The sequence below is a fragment of the Mesorhizobium sp. WSM4906 genome (assembly GCF_029674625.1).
In the GTDB taxonomy this organism is placed as follows: Bacteria; Pseudomonadota; Alphaproteobacteria; order Rhizobiales; family Rhizobiaceae; genus Mesorhizobium.
In genome coordinates this window covers 4,023,149-4,038,823 of sequence record NZ_CP121355.1, presented here as the reverse complement: position 1 = coordinate 4,038,823, position 15,675 = coordinate 4,023,149, and the positions used below count along the sequence as shown (strand labels likewise).

The following is a 15,675-nucleotide window of genomic DNA, read 5'->3' as shown; positions in this document are numbered from 1 at the left end:
TTGGCGGCGCCCGAAGCGGCGTAAGCTCCATATAGTGCATTCCGACCTGGAATTCACCCGGCCAAGACGAAACGCACAACTCTACCAGGCCGAATGGCCTGAATTCGCTTTCGAGCACCGGATTTCCGAGAACCGCAAGGTGCTCTCGGTGCGACGCTCCGCCGCCGTCAGGCAGCCTGTTCCTTCCCCGCCCGGCGCGCGACGACGCCCGCCAGCGCCGTCCGGAACGCCTCGATCTCCTCGGCACCGGTGGCGCGACCGATCGAGACGCGCAAAGCACCAAGACTGTCGCCGCGACCCATAGCCTTCAGCACGTGGCTTGGCCCGACTTTCCCCGACGAGCAGGCGGAGCCGGCCGACAGCGCCACGCCTGCAAGATCGAAGGCGATCTGCGCCGTCTCGGCCTTGATGCCGGGAATAGCGAAGAATGTCGTATTGGCAAGCCTTGATGCCGCCACTCCGAAGATTTCCGCGTCCGGGACCAGTTCCCGCACGATCGCCTCGACCTCGTCGCGCCGACGCGCGACCGCGTCAATGTCGTCCAGACCGGCGAGCACTGCCCGCGCCGCGGCGCCGAAACCGGCAATGCCGGGAAGATTCTCAGTGCCGGCGCGATGGCCCTTCTCCTGGCCACCGCCATTGATCAGCGGCTTCGGCATCATCAGGTCGGCCTGGGCGACGATGGCGCCGACGCCCTTCGGGCCGCCGATCTTGTGCGAGGACAGGATCAGATAATCGGCATAACCGGCTGACATGTCGATAGGAATCCGCCCGGCAGCCTGCACGGCATCGACGACCAGTACGCCGCCAGCGGTCTTGACGATTTCGGCGATGCGGCCGATCGGCTGGATCACGCCCGTCTCGTTGTTGGCGGCATGGATCGCGACCAGCGGCAGGCCATCGGCCCGGTCATGCGTGGTGAGCGCCTTGGTCAGCGCCTCGATATCGGCAATGCCGTTGCGATCGACACCGATACGCGTCACCTGTGCGGCCGGAAAGCGCCCGCCGCCGAGCACGCAAGGATGGTCAGCCTCCGAAACATAAAGGCGGCTCATGCGGATGGCGCCGCGCCCCATCTGCCAGTCTGGGGTAAGCAGCGTCGAGGCCGCCTCGGTCGCGCCGGAGGTGAACACGACATGCTCGGGCTTGGCATTGACCAACCTCGCCACGTCGCGCCTCGCATCCTCGATCAGCCGCCGCGCTACACGGCCCTCGGTGTGGACCGACGACGGATTGGCGGCATCGAGCGCAGCAACCATTGCCGACCGCGCCTCTCCGATGAGAGGTGCGCTGGCGTTGTAGTCGAGATAGGCGCGAGTTGCGGCCATTTTCCTTCAGTCAATCCCGTCAGCAGCCATTCCGCGAGGATAGCGCGTTATTTCCTTGAAATTGCAAGGCAAGCCGTCCTATTTACCCGGCTTGCGGCGCGGGCGGCCGAACTTATACGTTTCGGCCACCCAGTTTTGAACAATTCTAAACTAGCTTCTAGGAAGACGCTTGCCCGGCGTCAAGGCCACAGAAAACTTGGGGCCGCAGAAGAGGTCCGGGCTAGCGCCTTCGTATGCCACGTGGAGTATTTTATGCCTGAGGTCATTTTCGCCGGTCCGGCTGGTCGCCTGGAGGGACGCTATCAGCCCTCGAAAGAAAAGAGCGCGCCGATCGCCATCGTGCTGCATCCGCACCCGCAATTCGGCGGCACGATGAACAACAAGATCGTCTACGACCTATTCTACATGTTCCAGAAGCGAGATTTCACCACGCTTCGCTTCAATTTCCGCGGCATCGGCCGCAGCCAGGGCGAGTTCGATCACGGCACCGGCGAGCTGTCGGATGCGGCGGCCGCCCTCGACTGGGTGCAATCGCTGCATCCGGATTCCAAGAGCTGCTGGGTCGCCGGCTATTCCTTCGGCTCCTGGATCGGCATGCAGCTCCTGATGCGCCGGCCGGAGATCGAGGGTTTCATCTCGGTCGCCCCGCAGCCCAACACCTACGACTTCTCGTTCCTGGCGCCCTGCCCGTCGTCCGGCCTCATCATCCACGGCGACGCCGACAAGGTGGCGCCGCCCAAGGACGTGCAGACGCTGGTCGACAAGCTGCATACGCAAAAGGGCATCACCATCACGCAGAAGACGATCCCCGGCGCCAACCATTTCTTCGCCAACCACGCCGAACTGCTGATCGAGGAATGTGCCGACTATCTCGACCGGCGGCTGGCGGGCGAGCTCGCCGATCCGCGGCCAAAGCGGCTGAGATAAACCTTCTTACGCTCTCAGACGTTATCTATGGGCGGTCAGCCGACAGTTGGCCGCGGCTCCGCCTTGCCGGCGATGCTCTATCCGTAGTCCCGCTGGAAGACAGCAGCCGGAACGTGCGCTTCGGCACCGGTCTGGTCGAGGACGGCCGCCGGAAGATGAAACCGAGCCGCGCGAAGACCATCCCCGAGACGATAGCGAAGGCAAGCCCGAGCCCGAAGCCGGCCACCGTGTCGCTCGGATAATGCGCGCCGACGAAGACGCGCGTCGAGGCGATGCAGGCGGTAATCGCCAGCGCGATATACCAGCGCCTGGGAAAGAGCAGCAGCAGTATCCCGAACACCGCGCCCATCGTCGTGGCATGGCCGGACGGAAAACCGGCGAAACGCGCATCCATGGCGAAGGGATGCAGCGACAGAACCCCAAAACTGTCGAAATAGAGCGGGCGAGCGCGGCCGATGCCGTATTTCAAGAGATTGACCGCCAGACCGGAAAGACCGACCGCGCAGAGCACCAGGAACGCGAAGCACGTCCAGTTGTAGACCATCATCCGCGCCTGCCGTGAAAGGCTGCGCCAGTCCGTCAGGTTGGCAGCGACGAGGCAGAGAGCCGCCGGGATGAGATACCAGCCGCCCAGGCCGAAATCCGTGAAGAAATCGGTGAAATGGACAAAGGCGGGCGTCCATTCTCCGCGCATCCTGCCGGCGGCGCTGTCCAGGCTGAGGCCGACGGCCACCGCAAGCAGAAGCCATGCGGCGACCCAGACGAGCCAGGGAATCTCGGGGTAGCGCGCCGGTCGCACGGCAAAGCGCCGCTTCACGATTGCAATCGTGTCGTGGAAGTTGCCGAGCGAGCGGCGGTAAAGGGCGGCGGCGGACATGATTGCGCAAAGCCTATAGGGGCACCCGAGGCCCGACACTATCCCTCACGGGGCCACCCGATAAAGCCCGAGCGCCAACTTGTCTCCTGACGAATAGTTGAGCCCGTCGATCTCGGTGAGACGCCTCGCCGACTTGCCCTGCCCGGCAAGCAGTTCGTTGAGCTTCTGCTCGTCCTTGACCGGAGCGAGGCCCAGCGCGCAGCCCGGATCGGCAGCCAAGTGCTTTGCGACGCCGTCGACGTCAGTCAGCACCGTGTTGGTGCCGACCAGGAACACCAAGCTCGGCTCGTGATAGGGAGACGAGGCGAGCACGGTAGTATCGCAAAGGCGATTTGCATCGACCGCTGCCTTGATGGCGGGGCTCAGCCAGATCGGCTTCAAGGACGGCGCAATCACGCCGAACAGCAGGCTGAAGGTGATGCCGGCGCCGACAGCAATCGCCGCGATGCGTCCGAGCGGCACCTGCAATTGGCGTGGGAAGGCAAGATAGCCGGTGGCGAGCGCGGCGATCGCCGCCGGGATGCTCCACCAGGAAAAGGTCTTGGCGAAATAGATCGGCGTCCCGATGCACACCGCGGCCAGCCCAATCGACACGACGACGACACCGAAGGCCGTCGACCACCAAAGCCAGCTCTGCCAGCGCTTCAGTGGCGCGTTGGCCTGATCTGCCGGCAAGGTCAGCAGCCAGCCGATCAGCAGCGCCATACCGGGATAGGCGGGCATCACGTAATGCGGCAGCTTGGTCGGGATCGCCTCGAACACCAGCCAGAACGGGATGTACCAGGCAAGGCAGAAACGCAGACCCGGGTCGTCCCAGAAGCGGTTGATGGCTTGCAACCCGGCGCCGACCGCGATCAGGCCGAAAGGCCACATGAACAGCGAATAGGTGAGCATATAGAAGCCGGGCGGCAAGCCATGCGATTCCTCGCCTTGCGCCACCTTGTTCAGCATGTCCTTGCCGACCGCCTCCTGGAAGAAGGCGCCGCCACTCTTCCAGCTGATGAGGGCGAGCCAAGGCAGCACGATGACGAGCACGATGGCGACGCCGCGCACCAGCTTCAGCTTCAAAAGCCAGCGCCAGTCGCGCTCGAAGGCGAACAGCGCTGCTGCCGTCAGCAGCGACAGAAGCGGGGTCACCGGCCCCTTGATGAGGATCCCCAGCCCCTGCGCGATCCAGAAGATCCAGGGCAGATGGCCGGCCACCGGCTCTTTGCGACGCGCCGCCAGATAGACCTGCGCCAGCGCGCCTTGCGCGGCCACGCAGCAGGCGAGCAGCATGGCGTCGGTCTTGGCGTCGCGGCCCTCGAAGGCGGTGGCGAAGATCGCAGCCATCATCAGCCCGGCGGCCAGGCCGGCATCGGCGCCGAAGAGTTTGGTGCCCGTCCAGCCTATGCCGACGACGGCGAGCGCGATGCCGAGCATGGAGACGAGGCGGTAGACCCAGATCGGCGCGTGCGCCCCCTCGCCGCTCAGCGCCACCGCCGCCGATTGCAGCCAGTAGATGCCGATCGGCTTTTTGTAGCGGGAGACATCCTGCAGGCGGATGTCGATATAATCGCCGGTCTCGACCATCTGCTTGGTCGACTGGACGAAGCGGGATTCGTCGCGGTCGACCGGCGGCAGGCTTGCCAGCCCACTGACGGTCATGAGAATGCTGAACAGAAATAGGATGAGATAGTTCCTGTTCATCGCGGGAGCTGTCCGATCTGAGATTGCGGGATGGCCCCGTCGCGGCGCGTCGGGCCGTGCTGCCCTTGCGCGGGCGCCTCATTACGCCAGCAAGAGGGGCGAAGCAAGGACGCGCCGCATTGCGGGCGATCGAATGCAAAACCGGAAACCACTTTTGCTGATCGCGCAATTTGAGTGGCGGGCGATCTTACGCAAAACCGGAAACCACTTTTGCTGATCGCCCGCTGATGCTAAACGCGCCCCTTCACGTCAGGCTCGGCCGGTTGCCGAGCGATCTCCGGGAAGAAAAGATGTCCGCCTTCAAGTCCGATTTCCTGCGCATCATGAGCGAGCGCGGCTTCATCCATCAGATTTCGGATGAAACCGGCCTCGACCAGCTTTTCGCCAAGGAAACGGTGAGCGCCTATATCGGCTTCGACGCGACGGCGAAGAGCCTGCACGCCGGATCGCTGATCCAGATCATGATGCTGCACTGGCTGCAGCAGACCGGCCACCGGCCGATCGCGCTGATGGGCGGCGGCACCTCGATGGTCGGCGACCCCTCCTTCAAGGACGAGGCGCGCAAGCTGCTGACGCCGCAAGACATTGAGGACAATCTCGTCGGCATCCGCCGCAATTTCGCGCCTTACCTCAAATTCGGCAGCGGCGCCGGCGACGCGGTCATGGTCAACAACGCCGATTGGCTGATGGAGATCAACTACGTCAATTTCCTGCGCGATGTCGGCCGGCATTTCTCCGTCAACCGCATGCTCGCTTTCGATTCCGTGAAGCTCAGGCTCGACCGCGAGCAGTCGCTGTCCTTCCTCGAATTCAACTACATGATCCTGCAGGCCTACGACTTCGTCGAGCTCTACAAGCGCGTCGGCTGCAGGCTGCAGATGGGCGGCTCCGACCAGTGGGGCAACATCGTCAACGGCATCGATCTCGGCCACCGGATGGAAGGCGTGCAGCTATTTGCGATGACCACGCCGCTGCTCACAACCTCGTCGGGCGCCAAAATGGGCAAATCGGCCTCGGGCGCCGTCTGGCTCGACGGCGACATGCTGTCGCCCTACGAGTTCTGGCAGTACTGGCGCAATACCGAGGACGCGGATGTCGGCCGTTTCCTGAAACTCTACACGACATTGCCCTTGGATGAGGTCGCGCGCCTCGAAAAGCTCGGCGGCTCGGAGATCAACGAGGCCAAGAAGATCCTCGCCACCGAGATCACCGCCATGTTGCATGGCCGCGAGGCGGCAGAGACGGCAAGCGAGACCGCGCGCAAGACTTTCGAGGAAGGCGCGCTTGCCGACACGCTGCCGAGCGTCGAGGTGGCCAAGGCCGATCTCGAGGCCGGTATCGGCATCCTGTCGCTATTCGTGACCGCAGGGCTCGCTGCTTCCAATGGCGAGGCGCGGCGACACATCCAGGGCGGCGCCGTGCGCCTCAACGACCAGCCGGTGACCGACGACCGGCGCATGGTGACACCTCAGGATCTGGGCGCGGAGGGTGTCGCAAAGCTCTCGCTCGGCAGAAAGAAGCACGTCCTGGTGCGGCCGATCTGACCCATTCGCCGCCATGTGCCACCGGCCGCGACGTTGCCGGGACGCAGGGCCGATCAGCTTCGCAGGTATTTGACCAGCGCCGCTATGCCGAGCAGAAGCGTGATGAAGACCAAGACCCAGATGAGCGCCATGCCCCCCATCATCCAAGCCGAACCGTCCATCATGGCGATCATCCTCCCTGGGTGGCGAGAGCCGGCCTCCCCGGGGCGTGTACCGGCGATTGCGAGGTGAACTAGATCGCAGCGCAGGTCTGTCAAGTCGACGAGGTTTCCGGTTGGCCAGCCGCGATCAGCGGGCGGAATGTCACTTCGCCGGCAAGCCTTACATTCCTCCGCCGCAGCCGTCGGAGAGGTTCCACACATCCACGATCTGCTTGCCGTCGAAACCATGCTCGTGGATCAGGTATTTCGCCAGTCCGCCATACACCTTCCAGCGCCAGCAAGGACAGCAGCAGGGACCTTTCTCCTCGGAATTGGCCATCGCGTAGTCATAGGCCTTCTGCTCGTCTCCGGTGAGCTTCAGATCGTAATACGGCATCATCTGCTGCGCTGTCGCGGCCGCAATGTCATAAGGATCGCCGGGGATCATCGGGATGGCGCGGTACTTGGCAAGGCCTCGCACCTGCTCGCCGTAGCGCTTCAATTCCATCGGACTGCAGCATGAGCCTTTGATGCGAGACATCGGCGGCATCGTCGCGATCGAGTCCGTGAACTTGGCCGAGCAGGTGCTGTTGCCGTTCTCGCTGAGATCCTTGAAACGCTTGGCCAATTCGGGATCGTCGGCGGCGATTGCTGGCCTCGGCCGCTCGAAAAGGCCCGCGGCCGTGGCGACGCCGAACGCGCCGAGAACAACCGTGCGCCGGTTTGGGGTGCTGCTCATTTGCCGGCCCTCGCTTGGTTGACCAATGTCTTCAGGGTCGCAAGGTCGGTCGCGCCGGGATAAATCTGATCACCTGCCACGAAGCCCGGCGTCCCGGTGATCCTCAGTGCCTGGGCCAGTTCCGTGTTGCGGTCGATTGATGCCTGGATGTCCGGCTGACGCATGTCGGCCTTCATGCGTTCGACGTCCAACCCGGCCTCGGCGGCGGTCTTGAGCACGACCGCCTCGGTTACTCTTGTCTTTGCCGCATAGAGCGCCTTGTGAAACGCCGCGTATTTGCCTTGCTTGTCGGCGGCGAGCGCGGCCTTAGCCGCGAACACGGAATCGGGGCCGAGGATGGGAAATTCCTTGTAGACGATTCTGAGCTGCGGATCGTCGGCCACGGCCTGTTCCATGATCGGCGCCATCATTCGGCAATAAGGGCAATTATAATCGAAGAACTCGACCAGGGTGACATTGCCTTGCGCGTTGCCTCCGACTGGGCTCTGCCTGTCGTGGAAGATGTCGTCCGCGCGTGCCTTGAGCACCTTCCTGGCTTCGGCCGCCTCCGCCTGACGCTGGCGCTCGTCCAGGCTCTGCAGCGCCTGAACGAGAACCTCCGGATGCGCCAGGATATAGTCATGGATCCGCTGGTCGAGCTGGTCCTGGGACATTTCGCCGGCCGCGAATGCCGGCATCCGAGCGCCTGGCAAGCCCGGATTGAGCAGCAGCCATCCCGCCAGTGCAGCGAGCAAGATGGTGCGAAAGATGCTTCCGAAAAACCGGCTCGTGTGCGTCCTGGTGAACATGTGCTTCCCTTTCCTCTCCGGAGCGATGGTCCTGCCTCACAGCAGGTTCTTCAGTTTCGCCAGCCAGCCTTCGTCCTGCTCATGGTGCGGGCGCTCGACATTGTTGGTGAGCGCGTTGACGAAGGTGACGAGGTTGATGGGCTGGAAGTTCAAACCGTGGAAATTCGCGCGCCAGCGGCCCTCCCTGTCGATCACATGGGTGACGATGCCGTGCATCTGGTAGCCGTCGTCGGTGAGGGTGAACTTGTGACCGAAGGCTTCCGCCAGCTTGCGGGTCGTATCCTCCGGCTGGTCGGGTGCCGTGGTCAGGAACAGCCAGTTGGCCGGGTCGAGCCCATGCGTCGGCCCATAGGCCTTGAGCACATCGGGCGTGTCTTTGCGCGGGTCGGTGGTTATGCTGATGAAGACGACCCGATCCTTCATCGGAGTCGAGTTCACCATCTTCTGGACCTCGGCGATCTTTTCGGCATGCAGCGGGCAAACGTCCGGGCATGAGGTGTAGATGAAGTGCAGCACGACGACCCTGCCGACGAGGTCGGCCGGTCGCACGACGCGCCCGTCGGCGGCGCGCAGCGTGAAATCCGGCAGCGGCTTGTCGATTGGCTGGAAATACTTCTCGTCGCTCCGCAGCATGGCGTCGATGTCATCCAGCGAGTGCGCCCGTGCGCCATGCGCGAAGCCGACGGCGAGCGCCGCCAGTGCGAACAGGGCGCATAGCAAGCGCATCCACTGGTCCCGAACCAACGAAACACACCGGGCCTCAGGCTCGTTTTGCACCCGGACGAACATCAATCACTGCCTTTCATGTCGGCGGAAAGCGCCTTCGGATCGCCAGCGCCTTCTTTTGCCGAACCGTCCCCGGTCTGGCACGAGCCGCCCGTCATACGGTTCATGCACAGACCAAGCGCGCACACAGCGACGCAGGGCAGCAGGCTGAGCAGCACCGGCGCGACGCCGGCGGCGACAAGCCACGACCAGTTGAAGGCAAGGCCAGCGACGGCGATCGCTACGCCGCCAGCGACCAAGCCGCGGCGTCCGCCTGCAATAGAGCGAACGATGGATTGGCGGCCCAGTGAAACTTGACCGCTTCGGGTCAGTTCGGTCGTTGTCATGTCGTTTCCTTTCTCATTTGGCGGCGATTCGGCCGCGGATGAAGTCGACCATGTCGGGGGCGTCCCACTCGGCCGGGCCGATCAGCCGCCCGATCTCCTTGCCTTGCCGGTCGATCAGCAGCGTCATCGGCAGGCCGACGGCGCCGAGCGTGAACATCGCCTGGGCCGAAGTGTCGATGTTCAGCGCAAGGTGCGTGACGCCCGTCTCGGCGAAGAACTTCTTCACGGCATCAGGGCCTTTCCGGTCCATCGACAGCGCGACGACCTCGAAGTCCGGTCCGCCGAGCTTGGCCTGCAGCCGGTCGAGCGTCGGCATTTCCTTGCGGCAGGGCCCGCACCACGTCGCCCAGATATTGAGCAGCACCACCCTGCCGGAATAGCCGGCCAGCGTCTTCGGCTGACCGGCGGCGTCCGCGAAGTTGATCTCCGGCAGCGCGGCGGGCGTGTCGAGAACGGCAAAGTTCTGCGGCGCCTCCGCCGCAGTTGCAGGCAGCGAGGCCGCAAGCAGTATCGCCGAAAGGGCCACGGCCAGTTTGCGTGCGGTCATGGCGCTCATTCCGTCGCGTAGACGGTCGGCGCCTTGCCATCCTTGGTGAAGGCATAGACCGTCCAGGTCTCGCTCTTCTCGCCACCCATGCCGGGCGCGCCGGCCGGCATGCCGGCGAGCGTGATGCCCGCGATGGCGGGCCGTTCGGTCAAGAGCTTCTTGACGATCTCGACAGGCACCAGGCCATCGACGACATAACCGTCGACCATGATCGTGTGGCAGCCTTCGAGGTCAGCGGGCACGCCGGCATCGCTGCTGATCTGCGAGAGATTGTTGACCGGCTTGATGTCGACCTTGAAGCCATTCTTCTCGAGGTAGGCGGCATAGGCCTCGCAGCAGCTGCATTGCGGGTTCTTGTACATCACCGCCTCGATCGTCGCGGCCAGTGCCGGCAGCGGCGTTGCGATTGCAAGGCCGAGGGCGGTCAGCGCGTAGGTCAGTTTCATTTTTGCAGTTCTCCTTGTTTGATGGGTTGGATTGAGAATCAGGTCACCCGGAACACGGTCATCAAACCGGCCATCTGGTGGTCGGCGACGTGGCAGTGCAGCATCCAGTCGCCGGGATTGTCGGCGACGAAGGCGCATTCGATCACGTCCTTGGGGGCTAGAAGCACCGTGTCCTGCCATTGCCTGTGCGGCACGGGCGCGCCGTTGCGCGACAGCACCGAGAGGCTGAAGCCGTGGACATGCATCGGGTGCCACCAGGCGGTTTCGTTGCGCATGGTGAGACGGCAGGTCGCGCCCCGCTCGAGCGTGAACTGCGGCGCCATGCCGGCATGGCCGTCGCCGGTCATCGACATGCCGTTGATCGCCCAGGCGGGGGAGCCCTTCATGCCGGGCATGCCCATGCCCATCATGCCGCCGACGCCGGCGAGCTTGCCGCCGCCCATCATGCCGCCTTGCAGCACGATCTCCTGGCGCACGACGTTCGCCAGGTTCGGCGCAGGCAGCGGGTTGCGAGGCAGGGCAAGGCGGGCGTCGAGCGGATGCGCCCGAAGCGGCGACGCCTTGTCATAGGCAAGATTGGTCAGCGTGTAGGCAAGCCCATCGTAGAAGTCGTCGATCACGGCATGCCGGCTACCGGGGTCGCCTTGCATGTCGAGCACGACGTCGATGCGCATTGCCGGCGCAAGCACAAGACGACCGTCAGCCGGCTCATGCGGCTCGCACGGCTGGCCGTCGACCGCGACGATAACCGGACGGTGGCCTTCGAAGCGCAGGGCCATCATGCGGGCAAGTGCGGCATTAGCGAGCCGGAGCCTGACGCGCTCGCCGGCCCTTACGCTCTGGTCCGTCGGCGCCTGCCCGTTGATGGTTACCACATTGCCGACGCGGCCGGACATCGAGGCATCCATCATGCTGCCGAAGCCGCCGGCGATCTGGCCGTCCTTGGCTAGTCGCCAGTCCTGCAGCAACCACAGAAGGTCACGGTCGAAGGCGGCCGGCTCGGCCTCCTCGACGATGAGCGGGCCAGCCAATCCACTGCCAAGCTGCACGAGGCTATCGGTATGCGGATGGTACCAGAAGGTGCCCGCGTCCGGCGGCGTGAATTCGTAGACGAAGCTTTCGCCCGGCTTTATAGGCGACTGCGTGAGCCCCGGCACGCCGTCCATGGCATTCGGCAGGCGGATGCCGTGCCAGTGGACCGTCGTGTCCTCATCCAACCCGTTTTCGACTGTGATGCGGACCGGCTGACCTTGCCTGAGCCGCAGCGTTGGACCGGGGATGGTTCCGTTATAGGCCCAGACAGGCGTGAATGGACCGTCGGCGTCGCCGAACCGCGCCTTGCCTGGCGCGACCTTGAGCGAGCGTTCATCGACGGCGGAGGCGCGTACGGGACGCAGCGAAGCGGACGCGGCAGCGCTCGCCACTGCCGCGAGAAACCCACGGCGTGATATGCAATAATTGGAATCGTATTTCACCCTTCTGACCCTTTGCGATCTCGATCGATGGCGAGTGGTTCGGCATCGACCTGGATTGCCATGCGCACCCACGGCGCAACCATGCGCGCGCAGGCGATCAGGCGCCGGGGATCAGCCGTGGTGCGGCTGAAACGGCGTCAGGCGCTGGGTCTAGGAGGGTATGGATCGGGCAGGGAACTTCGCCCGCGCAGGAACGGAGTGGGCTCCGCCGATGGCTGTTGCAAGTGGAGCACCGTCGTCATGGCAAAGTCTTGCGGCAGCACGGCGAGCACGGGCGCAATGCAGACAGGCGGACACTGCTTCAGGCTATCGCCCGTGTCCTTGAGGCACGCCTTGCAATCGCCCTTCATTGCGCTGCCGGCGCCCATGCCCGCATCGACGGTCATAGCCATGCCGCTCGCCATCGTGGCCGACATGACGTCAGCCTGAGCGGCAGACAGGCTGAACCCGCCGGTCAGAAAGACCGCCAGCAGCATGACGATGAGATGTTTTGGCGATAGTCTTGCCGTCATCCGCTCAGGCTGACGGCAAAGTGCGGTTTTTGCAAGTCCCAAGCCCGTGATCGCCCGCCGCTGCGACATCAAGGCCGGTCCAAGCCCTCTGGTCATGCGATGCGCAGCCTGCACTTACCTGTACTCGAAGATCGAGCGGAATATTCCGGGCGCCACCACGGACAGCGGGTTGATGTTGAGCGTCGGCTTGTTGGCGTTGCCGCGCAGCCGGTAGGTAACGCCGATCAGGCCGCGGTCGCGGCCATTGCCAAGCAGCGGGCCGAACAGCGGCAATTCGCCGAAGATGCGGTTCAGCCCGTAGACCGGCATGAAGGTGCCGGTCATATCCATGTTGTTGTCCTGGTCGTAGAGCGTGCCTTGGAAAGTCGTGCCGATGCGCGGGCCGCGCAGCAGGCCGTTTGCGAGCCTCAGATAACCCGAGCCCTTGTCGATCTCGGCAAAGCCGCGCTCGAACTGCACCCTTGAGGTGTCGATGTCGGCCTTCACCGCCTGGTTGAGGCTCCGCGTATCGCCGGCCGGCTTCGTCGACACGATCGAAGCGAGCTTCGGCTCGTTGACGACGTAGAAATTGCTGGCATCGACCTGCCCCTTCATCGGCCCGTCGGCGGCGCCCGCAAGCGACAGCGTGATCGCCCCGCCCTCCATATGCTCGTAGATGTTGAGGAAACGCAGGATCGCACCGGCATCGGCCGACTTCATCCTGAGCGACCGGCCGCCGTCGCCTGTGGTGTTCCTGACGGTGATCGCCGCACCGGAACTCGCCGTCGCGCTGACATCGAGACCGTTCACCCGGGAGCCGGCGCCGCTGTAGTCCAGTTTCAGGTTCGACAACACCTCGTCGTGGAAGCCGGTCAGCGATTTCACGTCGGCGCTGACCGAGATCGCGTCGGCGCCGGCGCCTTTCGTGGCCGTGTCGACATCGGAGGTGAACTGCTTGATCAGCGAACGGGCATCGAGGGACTCGCCGCTGACATCGACGGCGTAGCTCTTGCCCGATCGCTTCACCGAGACTGCGACGTCGTCGCCCCGGTTGAGCGCGACCTTGCTGAAGCGGGCCGAGGACAGCGCTCCATTGACCAGCGTCACATCGCCGTCGACCGAAAAGCTCTTTCCGTCGAGCGCGAAATCCGACAGCGTGGTGGTGCTGCCGGACTTTGCCATCGTGAAGGTGGCCTTGGCCGGAATGCCTGCCCCCTTGCTCCAACCGACCCAGGGAATGTCGAGCTTGGCGCTGGTCAGGTCGGCCTCGACGCTCTGGCTGCCCTCGCCGCTCTTGTCGATCGCCACTTTGATGGTGCCTGAAAGCAGCGGCGACAGGCCGGGCATCGTTGCGTCGCGGGTCTTATCGTCGAGCACCAGCGCGACCTTGCGGCTGCGCGGCGGCCCCTTGTCCTCGAGCGGCTCGACCAGATCGAGCTCGGCCGGAATGCCGTTCAGCTTCGCCTTGGCCGATATCACCGCGCGGTCGGGGCCGACGGTGATTGAGCCGTCGGCCTCGGTGACAGTCTGGTCCTCGAATGGCTTGGCTAAAGAAAGGTCCTGGTAGTCCAGCGCGACCAGCCAGTCGAGCCTCGATGTGTCGACGCCGGAAGTCAGCGGAATGTCGGCCCGCACATGCCCGGTGACGGTACCGCTCAAATCCTCTGGCGCGAGGCCGACATGGCGCATGGCGTTGATCGGCTCGTAAGAGGCGAGCTCGGCGATTGCCGGCGCTTCGCCGGCGACGTCGATGTCGAGCGCGCCGATGACCGGCGAGACATTCGCCTGCTTCACCGTCAGCGTGCCGCCGCTTGCCGCCACGGTGCGGCCGCTCGGCATGTAGACGCTGCCGGAAGACAGGCTGATATCGACGTCGTTGCCGTGGAAGGCAACGACGCCGACCGCGTCGCGGATCGGCGGGATGCGGCCCGCCGTGTCGAAGCGCGAGCCCTCTACCTGGAAGCGGCCGAACACCTCGTCGCCGGAAAGCGGAACGCCGTTGCCGAGCCGCCCCGGCACGACCTGGAACTGCAAATTGGCGTCGACCACGCGGCCGCCGAACAAATTATCCAGCACCCAAAGCCGCGCGTTGCGGGCGGAGAACCAGGGCCACAGCTGCTTCACATGCGAGACCGGCATGTCGTGGACGTTGAGCGACAGCGACACACCCGGCGGCCCGTTGTCGATGAAGGCAAGCGAAGCGGTGCCCAGCACCTCGCTCGAGCCTCCGGAGCGGACGCCGATCTGCTCGGCGACGAGCTTGCGGCTCTTGGTCTGGTAGACGCCGGCGATGCGGGCGAGGAACTGAAGTGCAGGCTCCGGCGATTCCGACGGCGCGAGCGTCGAGCCGTCGCTGACAAGGTCGTAGCGGTAGGACGGCTCCTCGCCCGCGACAGCCGGCTTCGGCCCGATCGAGCCGGAGAAATCGAATGCCGAGCGGCCGGTCTTGAGCAGCAGCCTGTCGATCGAGATCTTGTTCGACCCCGCCACAAGCGTGGCATTGGCATCGACGTCGGCCGGCAGCAGCCCGCGTGAGCCGAGATCGAGCACCGAGCCGCCGAGCGACAGCGAGGCCGCCAGCCGCGATGGCGTTTCGCCGGACGCCTCGGCGCCCGAAAGCTTCAGCGCAATCGAACCAAGTTTGCCTCCCTGGGACTTGTCAGTGGGAGCGGCGGAATTTCCGCCGCTCGAGCTTCCCCCGACCGGGGTTGCGCTGGCGTCCGCCACCTCGAGGCTGGCGTCCAACGATGCGATCCGCCTGGCGCTCGGATCACGTGCGGCGGAAGCCGTCAGGCTGACATGCCTGCCGTCGACGTCGGCATCGGATGAGAGTTCCATACTGCCGGTACCGGTCTGCGCGACCGTGGCCTCGGCGACGGTCACGCGCTTGACCGATCCGCCCGCCGGCAATTCGAATTCGACATTGCGGAGGTCGATCTGGCGCATCGAATCCTCGCGCACCGCGTCCAGGGCTTCGTTGACGCCGGAAAACACCGCCGCCGACACTTTCTCCGGATCGACGAGACCATCCTCATTGCGCAACGCCGCCGTCCAGTCGCCGCCGCCGGAAGGCATCGCAGCGACCATGATGTGGGCATCGGAAAACCGGGCGCTGGTCAGCCGGACCTCGCCGGACAATAGCGGCAGCAGGCGCATGCCGAACCGCACGCGCCCGACATCGGCCATCGGCTTGCCGTCGGCCGTCTTCAGACTGACGTCGCTGACCTGCAGGGCGATGAAGCTCGACCCGTCGAGCGTCAGCCGCGCCGGTCCGACGGTGACGTTGACATCGACACCCGCGAGCTTCTCGATGGCCGTCTCGGCTTCGGCGCGAAGCCGTTCCGTGCCGATGCCTGACGTGCCAAGCACATAGACACCGGCCGCCGCCAGAAGCACCAGAGCACAGAGCCCCGCAAACACCCGGCCGATGACGCGGAAACGGCGGCGCACCGAGGCGCGGCCGAGCGGCGGCACGCTGCACGCGGACGGAAACATCCCCAGGTCGGTGATCTCGTCACGCCTGAACCTGATCTTCTCGTGCTGCGGTTGCTCCTGATCCAAGCAATATTCCG

Annotated in this window: 14 protein-coding genes; 2 read left to right on the top strand and 12 right to left on the bottom strand. The window is 64.6% G+C overall.

Annotated elements, in window-relative coordinates:
• Nucleotides 1-167: 167 nt before the first annotated feature.
• Nucleotides 168-1,328 carry a cysteine desulfurase family protein gene (locus QAZ22_RS19225; protein WP_278202305.1) on the bottom strand — a complete coding sequence of 387 codons (1,161 nt, stop codon included), beginning with the start codon at nt 1,326-1,328 and terminating at the stop codon, nt 168-170.
• Nucleotides 1,329-1,580: 252 nt separating this feature from the next.
• On the opposite strand from QAZ22_RS19225, the gene QAZ22_RS19220 reads away from it, so the two are divergent.
• Entirely contained in the window at nt 1,581-2,255 is a 675-nt protein-coding gene (locus QAZ22_RS19220) for an alpha/beta hydrolase (RefSeq protein WP_040969528.1), read from the top strand.
• 25 nt (nt 2,256-2,280) lie between these two features.
• On the opposite strand, the gene QAZ22_RS19215 is transcribed toward QAZ22_RS19220, so the two are convergent.
• Both QAZ22_RS19215 and QAZ22_RS19210 read right to left on the bottom strand, forming a co-directional pair.
• Entirely contained in the window at nt 2,281-3,132 is an 852-nt protein-coding gene (locus tag QAZ22_RS19215) for a phosphatase PAP2 family protein (protein WP_278202304.1), read from the bottom strand.
• Between the two features lie 45 nt (nt 3,133-3,177).
• Nucleotides 3,178-4,821 carry a glycosyltransferase family 39 protein gene (locus tag QAZ22_RS19210; protein WP_278202303.1) on the bottom strand — a complete coding sequence of 548 codons (1,644 nt, stop codon included), beginning with the start codon at nt 4,819-4,821 and terminating at the stop codon, nt 3,178-3,180.
• Between the two features lie 290 nt (nt 4,822-5,111).
• On the opposite strand from QAZ22_RS19210, the gene tyrS reads away from it, so the two are divergent.
• Nucleotides 5,112-6,365 (top strand): tyrosine--tRNA ligase, encoded by a 1,254-nt coding sequence (gene tyrS / locus QAZ22_RS19205; protein WP_278202302.1) that lies wholly within the window; start codon nt 5,112-5,114, stop codon nt 6,363-6,365.
• Between the two features lie 321 nt (nt 6,366-6,686).
• Here the strand turns inward: tyrS and QAZ22_RS19200 are convergent, their stop codons facing one another.
• From QAZ22_RS19200 to QAZ22_RS19160, 9 genes are all read right to left on the bottom strand, one after another.
• Nucleotides 6,687-7,244 (bottom strand): hypothetical protein, encoded by a 558-nt coding sequence (locus tag QAZ22_RS19200; protein ID WP_278202301.1) that lies wholly within the window; start codon nt 7,242-7,244, stop codon nt 6,687-6,689.
• Complete coding sequence (locus QAZ22_RS19195) at nt 7,241-7,921, bottom strand: DsbA family protein (RefSeq protein ID WP_278202300.1); 681 nt, start codon at nt 7,919-7,921, stop codon at nt 7,241-7,243. Before QAZ22_RS19195 ends, QAZ22_RS19200 begins: the two co-directional genes overlap by 4 nt.
• A gap of 147 nt (nt 7,922-8,068) precedes the next feature.
• Complete coding sequence (locus tag QAZ22_RS19190) at nt 8,069-8,758, bottom strand: SCO family protein (RefSeq protein ID WP_278202299.1); 690 nt, start codon at nt 8,756-8,758, stop codon at nt 8,069-8,071.
• 62 nt (nt 8,759-8,820) lie between these two features.
• Nucleotides 8,821-9,144, bottom strand: a complete 324-nt coding sequence (locus QAZ22_RS19185) for a hypothetical protein (RefSeq protein ID WP_278202298.1) — start codon at nt 9,142-9,144, stop codon at nt 8,821-8,823.
• A gap of 13 nt (nt 9,145-9,157) precedes the next feature.
• On the bottom strand, nt 9,158-9,691 hold the full coding sequence (locus QAZ22_RS19180) for a TlpA disulfide reductase family protein (RefSeq protein ID WP_278202297.1): 534 nt from the start codon (nt 9,689-9,691) through the stop codon (nt 9,158-9,160).
• A gap of 5 nt (nt 9,692-9,696) precedes the next feature.
• Nucleotides 9,697-10,137: a DUF411 domain-containing protein gene (locus QAZ22_RS19175; RefSeq protein WP_278202296.1), complete on the bottom strand. Its 441-nt coding sequence runs from the start codon at nt 10,135-10,137 to the stop codon at nt 9,697-9,699.
• Between the two features lie 38 nt (nt 10,138-10,175).
• The gene (locus tag QAZ22_RS19170) at nt 10,176-11,612 is read right to left on the bottom strand and encodes a multicopper oxidase family protein (protein WP_278202295.1); all 1,437 of its coding nucleotides are present in this window, start codon (nt 11,610-11,612) and stop codon (nt 10,176-10,178) included.
• Nucleotides 11,613-11,749: 137 nt separating this feature from the next.
• Nucleotides 11,750-12,220: a hypothetical protein gene (locus QAZ22_RS19165; RefSeq protein ID WP_278202294.1), complete on the bottom strand. Its 471-nt coding sequence runs from the start codon at nt 12,218-12,220 to the stop codon at nt 11,750-11,752.
• Nucleotides 12,221-12,238: 18 nt separating this feature from the next.
• Complete coding sequence (locus tag QAZ22_RS19160) at nt 12,239-15,664, bottom strand: DUF3971 domain-containing protein (RefSeq protein ID WP_278202293.1); 3,426 nt, start codon at nt 15,662-15,664, stop codon at nt 12,239-12,241.
• Nucleotides 15,665-15,675: the final 11 nt, after the last annotated feature.

Bases quoted from the DNA above. Each gene is read 5' to 3' on its own strand.
- QAZ22_RS19225 (WP_278202305.1), bottom strand. From the start codon at position 1,328: ATGGCCGCAACTCGCGCCTATCTCGACTACAACGCCAGCGCACCTCTC.
- QAZ22_RS19220 (WP_040969528.1), top strand. From the start codon at position 1,581: ATGCCTGAGGTCATTTTCGCCGGTCCGGCTGGTCGCCTGGAGGGACGC.
- QAZ22_RS19215 (WP_278202304.1), bottom strand. From the start codon at position 3,132: ATGTCCGCCGCCGCCCTTTACCGCCGCTCGCTCGGCAACTTCCACGAC.
- QAZ22_RS19210 (WP_278202303.1), bottom strand. From the start codon at position 4,821: ATGAACAGGAACTATCTCATCCTATTTCTGTTCAGCATTCTCATGACC.
- tyrS (WP_278202302.1), top strand. From the start codon at position 5,112: ATGTCCGCCTTCAAGTCCGATTTCCTGCGCATCATGAGCGAGCGCGGC.
- QAZ22_RS19200 (WP_278202301.1), bottom strand. From the start codon at position 7,244: ATGAGCAGCACCCCAAACCGGCGCACGGTTGTTCTCGGCGCGTTCGGC.
- QAZ22_RS19195 (WP_278202300.1), bottom strand. From the start codon at position 7,921: ATGCCGGCATTCGCGGCCGGCGAAATGTCCCAGGACCAGCTCGACCAG.
- QAZ22_RS19190 (WP_278202299.1), bottom strand. From the start codon at position 8,758: ATGCGCTTGCTATGCGCCCTGTTCGCACTGGCGGCGCTCGCCGTCGGC.
- QAZ22_RS19185 (WP_278202298.1), bottom strand. From the start codon at position 9,144: ATGACAACGACCGAACTGACCCGAAGCGGTCAAGTTTCACTGGGCCGC.
- QAZ22_RS19180 (WP_278202297.1), bottom strand. From the start codon at position 9,691: ATGACCGCACGCAAACTGGCCGTGGCCCTTTCGGCGATACTGCTTGCG.
- QAZ22_RS19175 (WP_278202296.1), bottom strand. From the start codon at position 10,137: ATGAAACTGACCTACGCGCTGACCGCCCTCGGCCTTGCAATCGCAACG.
- QAZ22_RS19165 (WP_278202294.1), bottom strand. From the start codon at position 12,220: ATGACCAGAGGGCTTGGACCGGCCTTGATGTCGCAGCGGCGGGCGATC.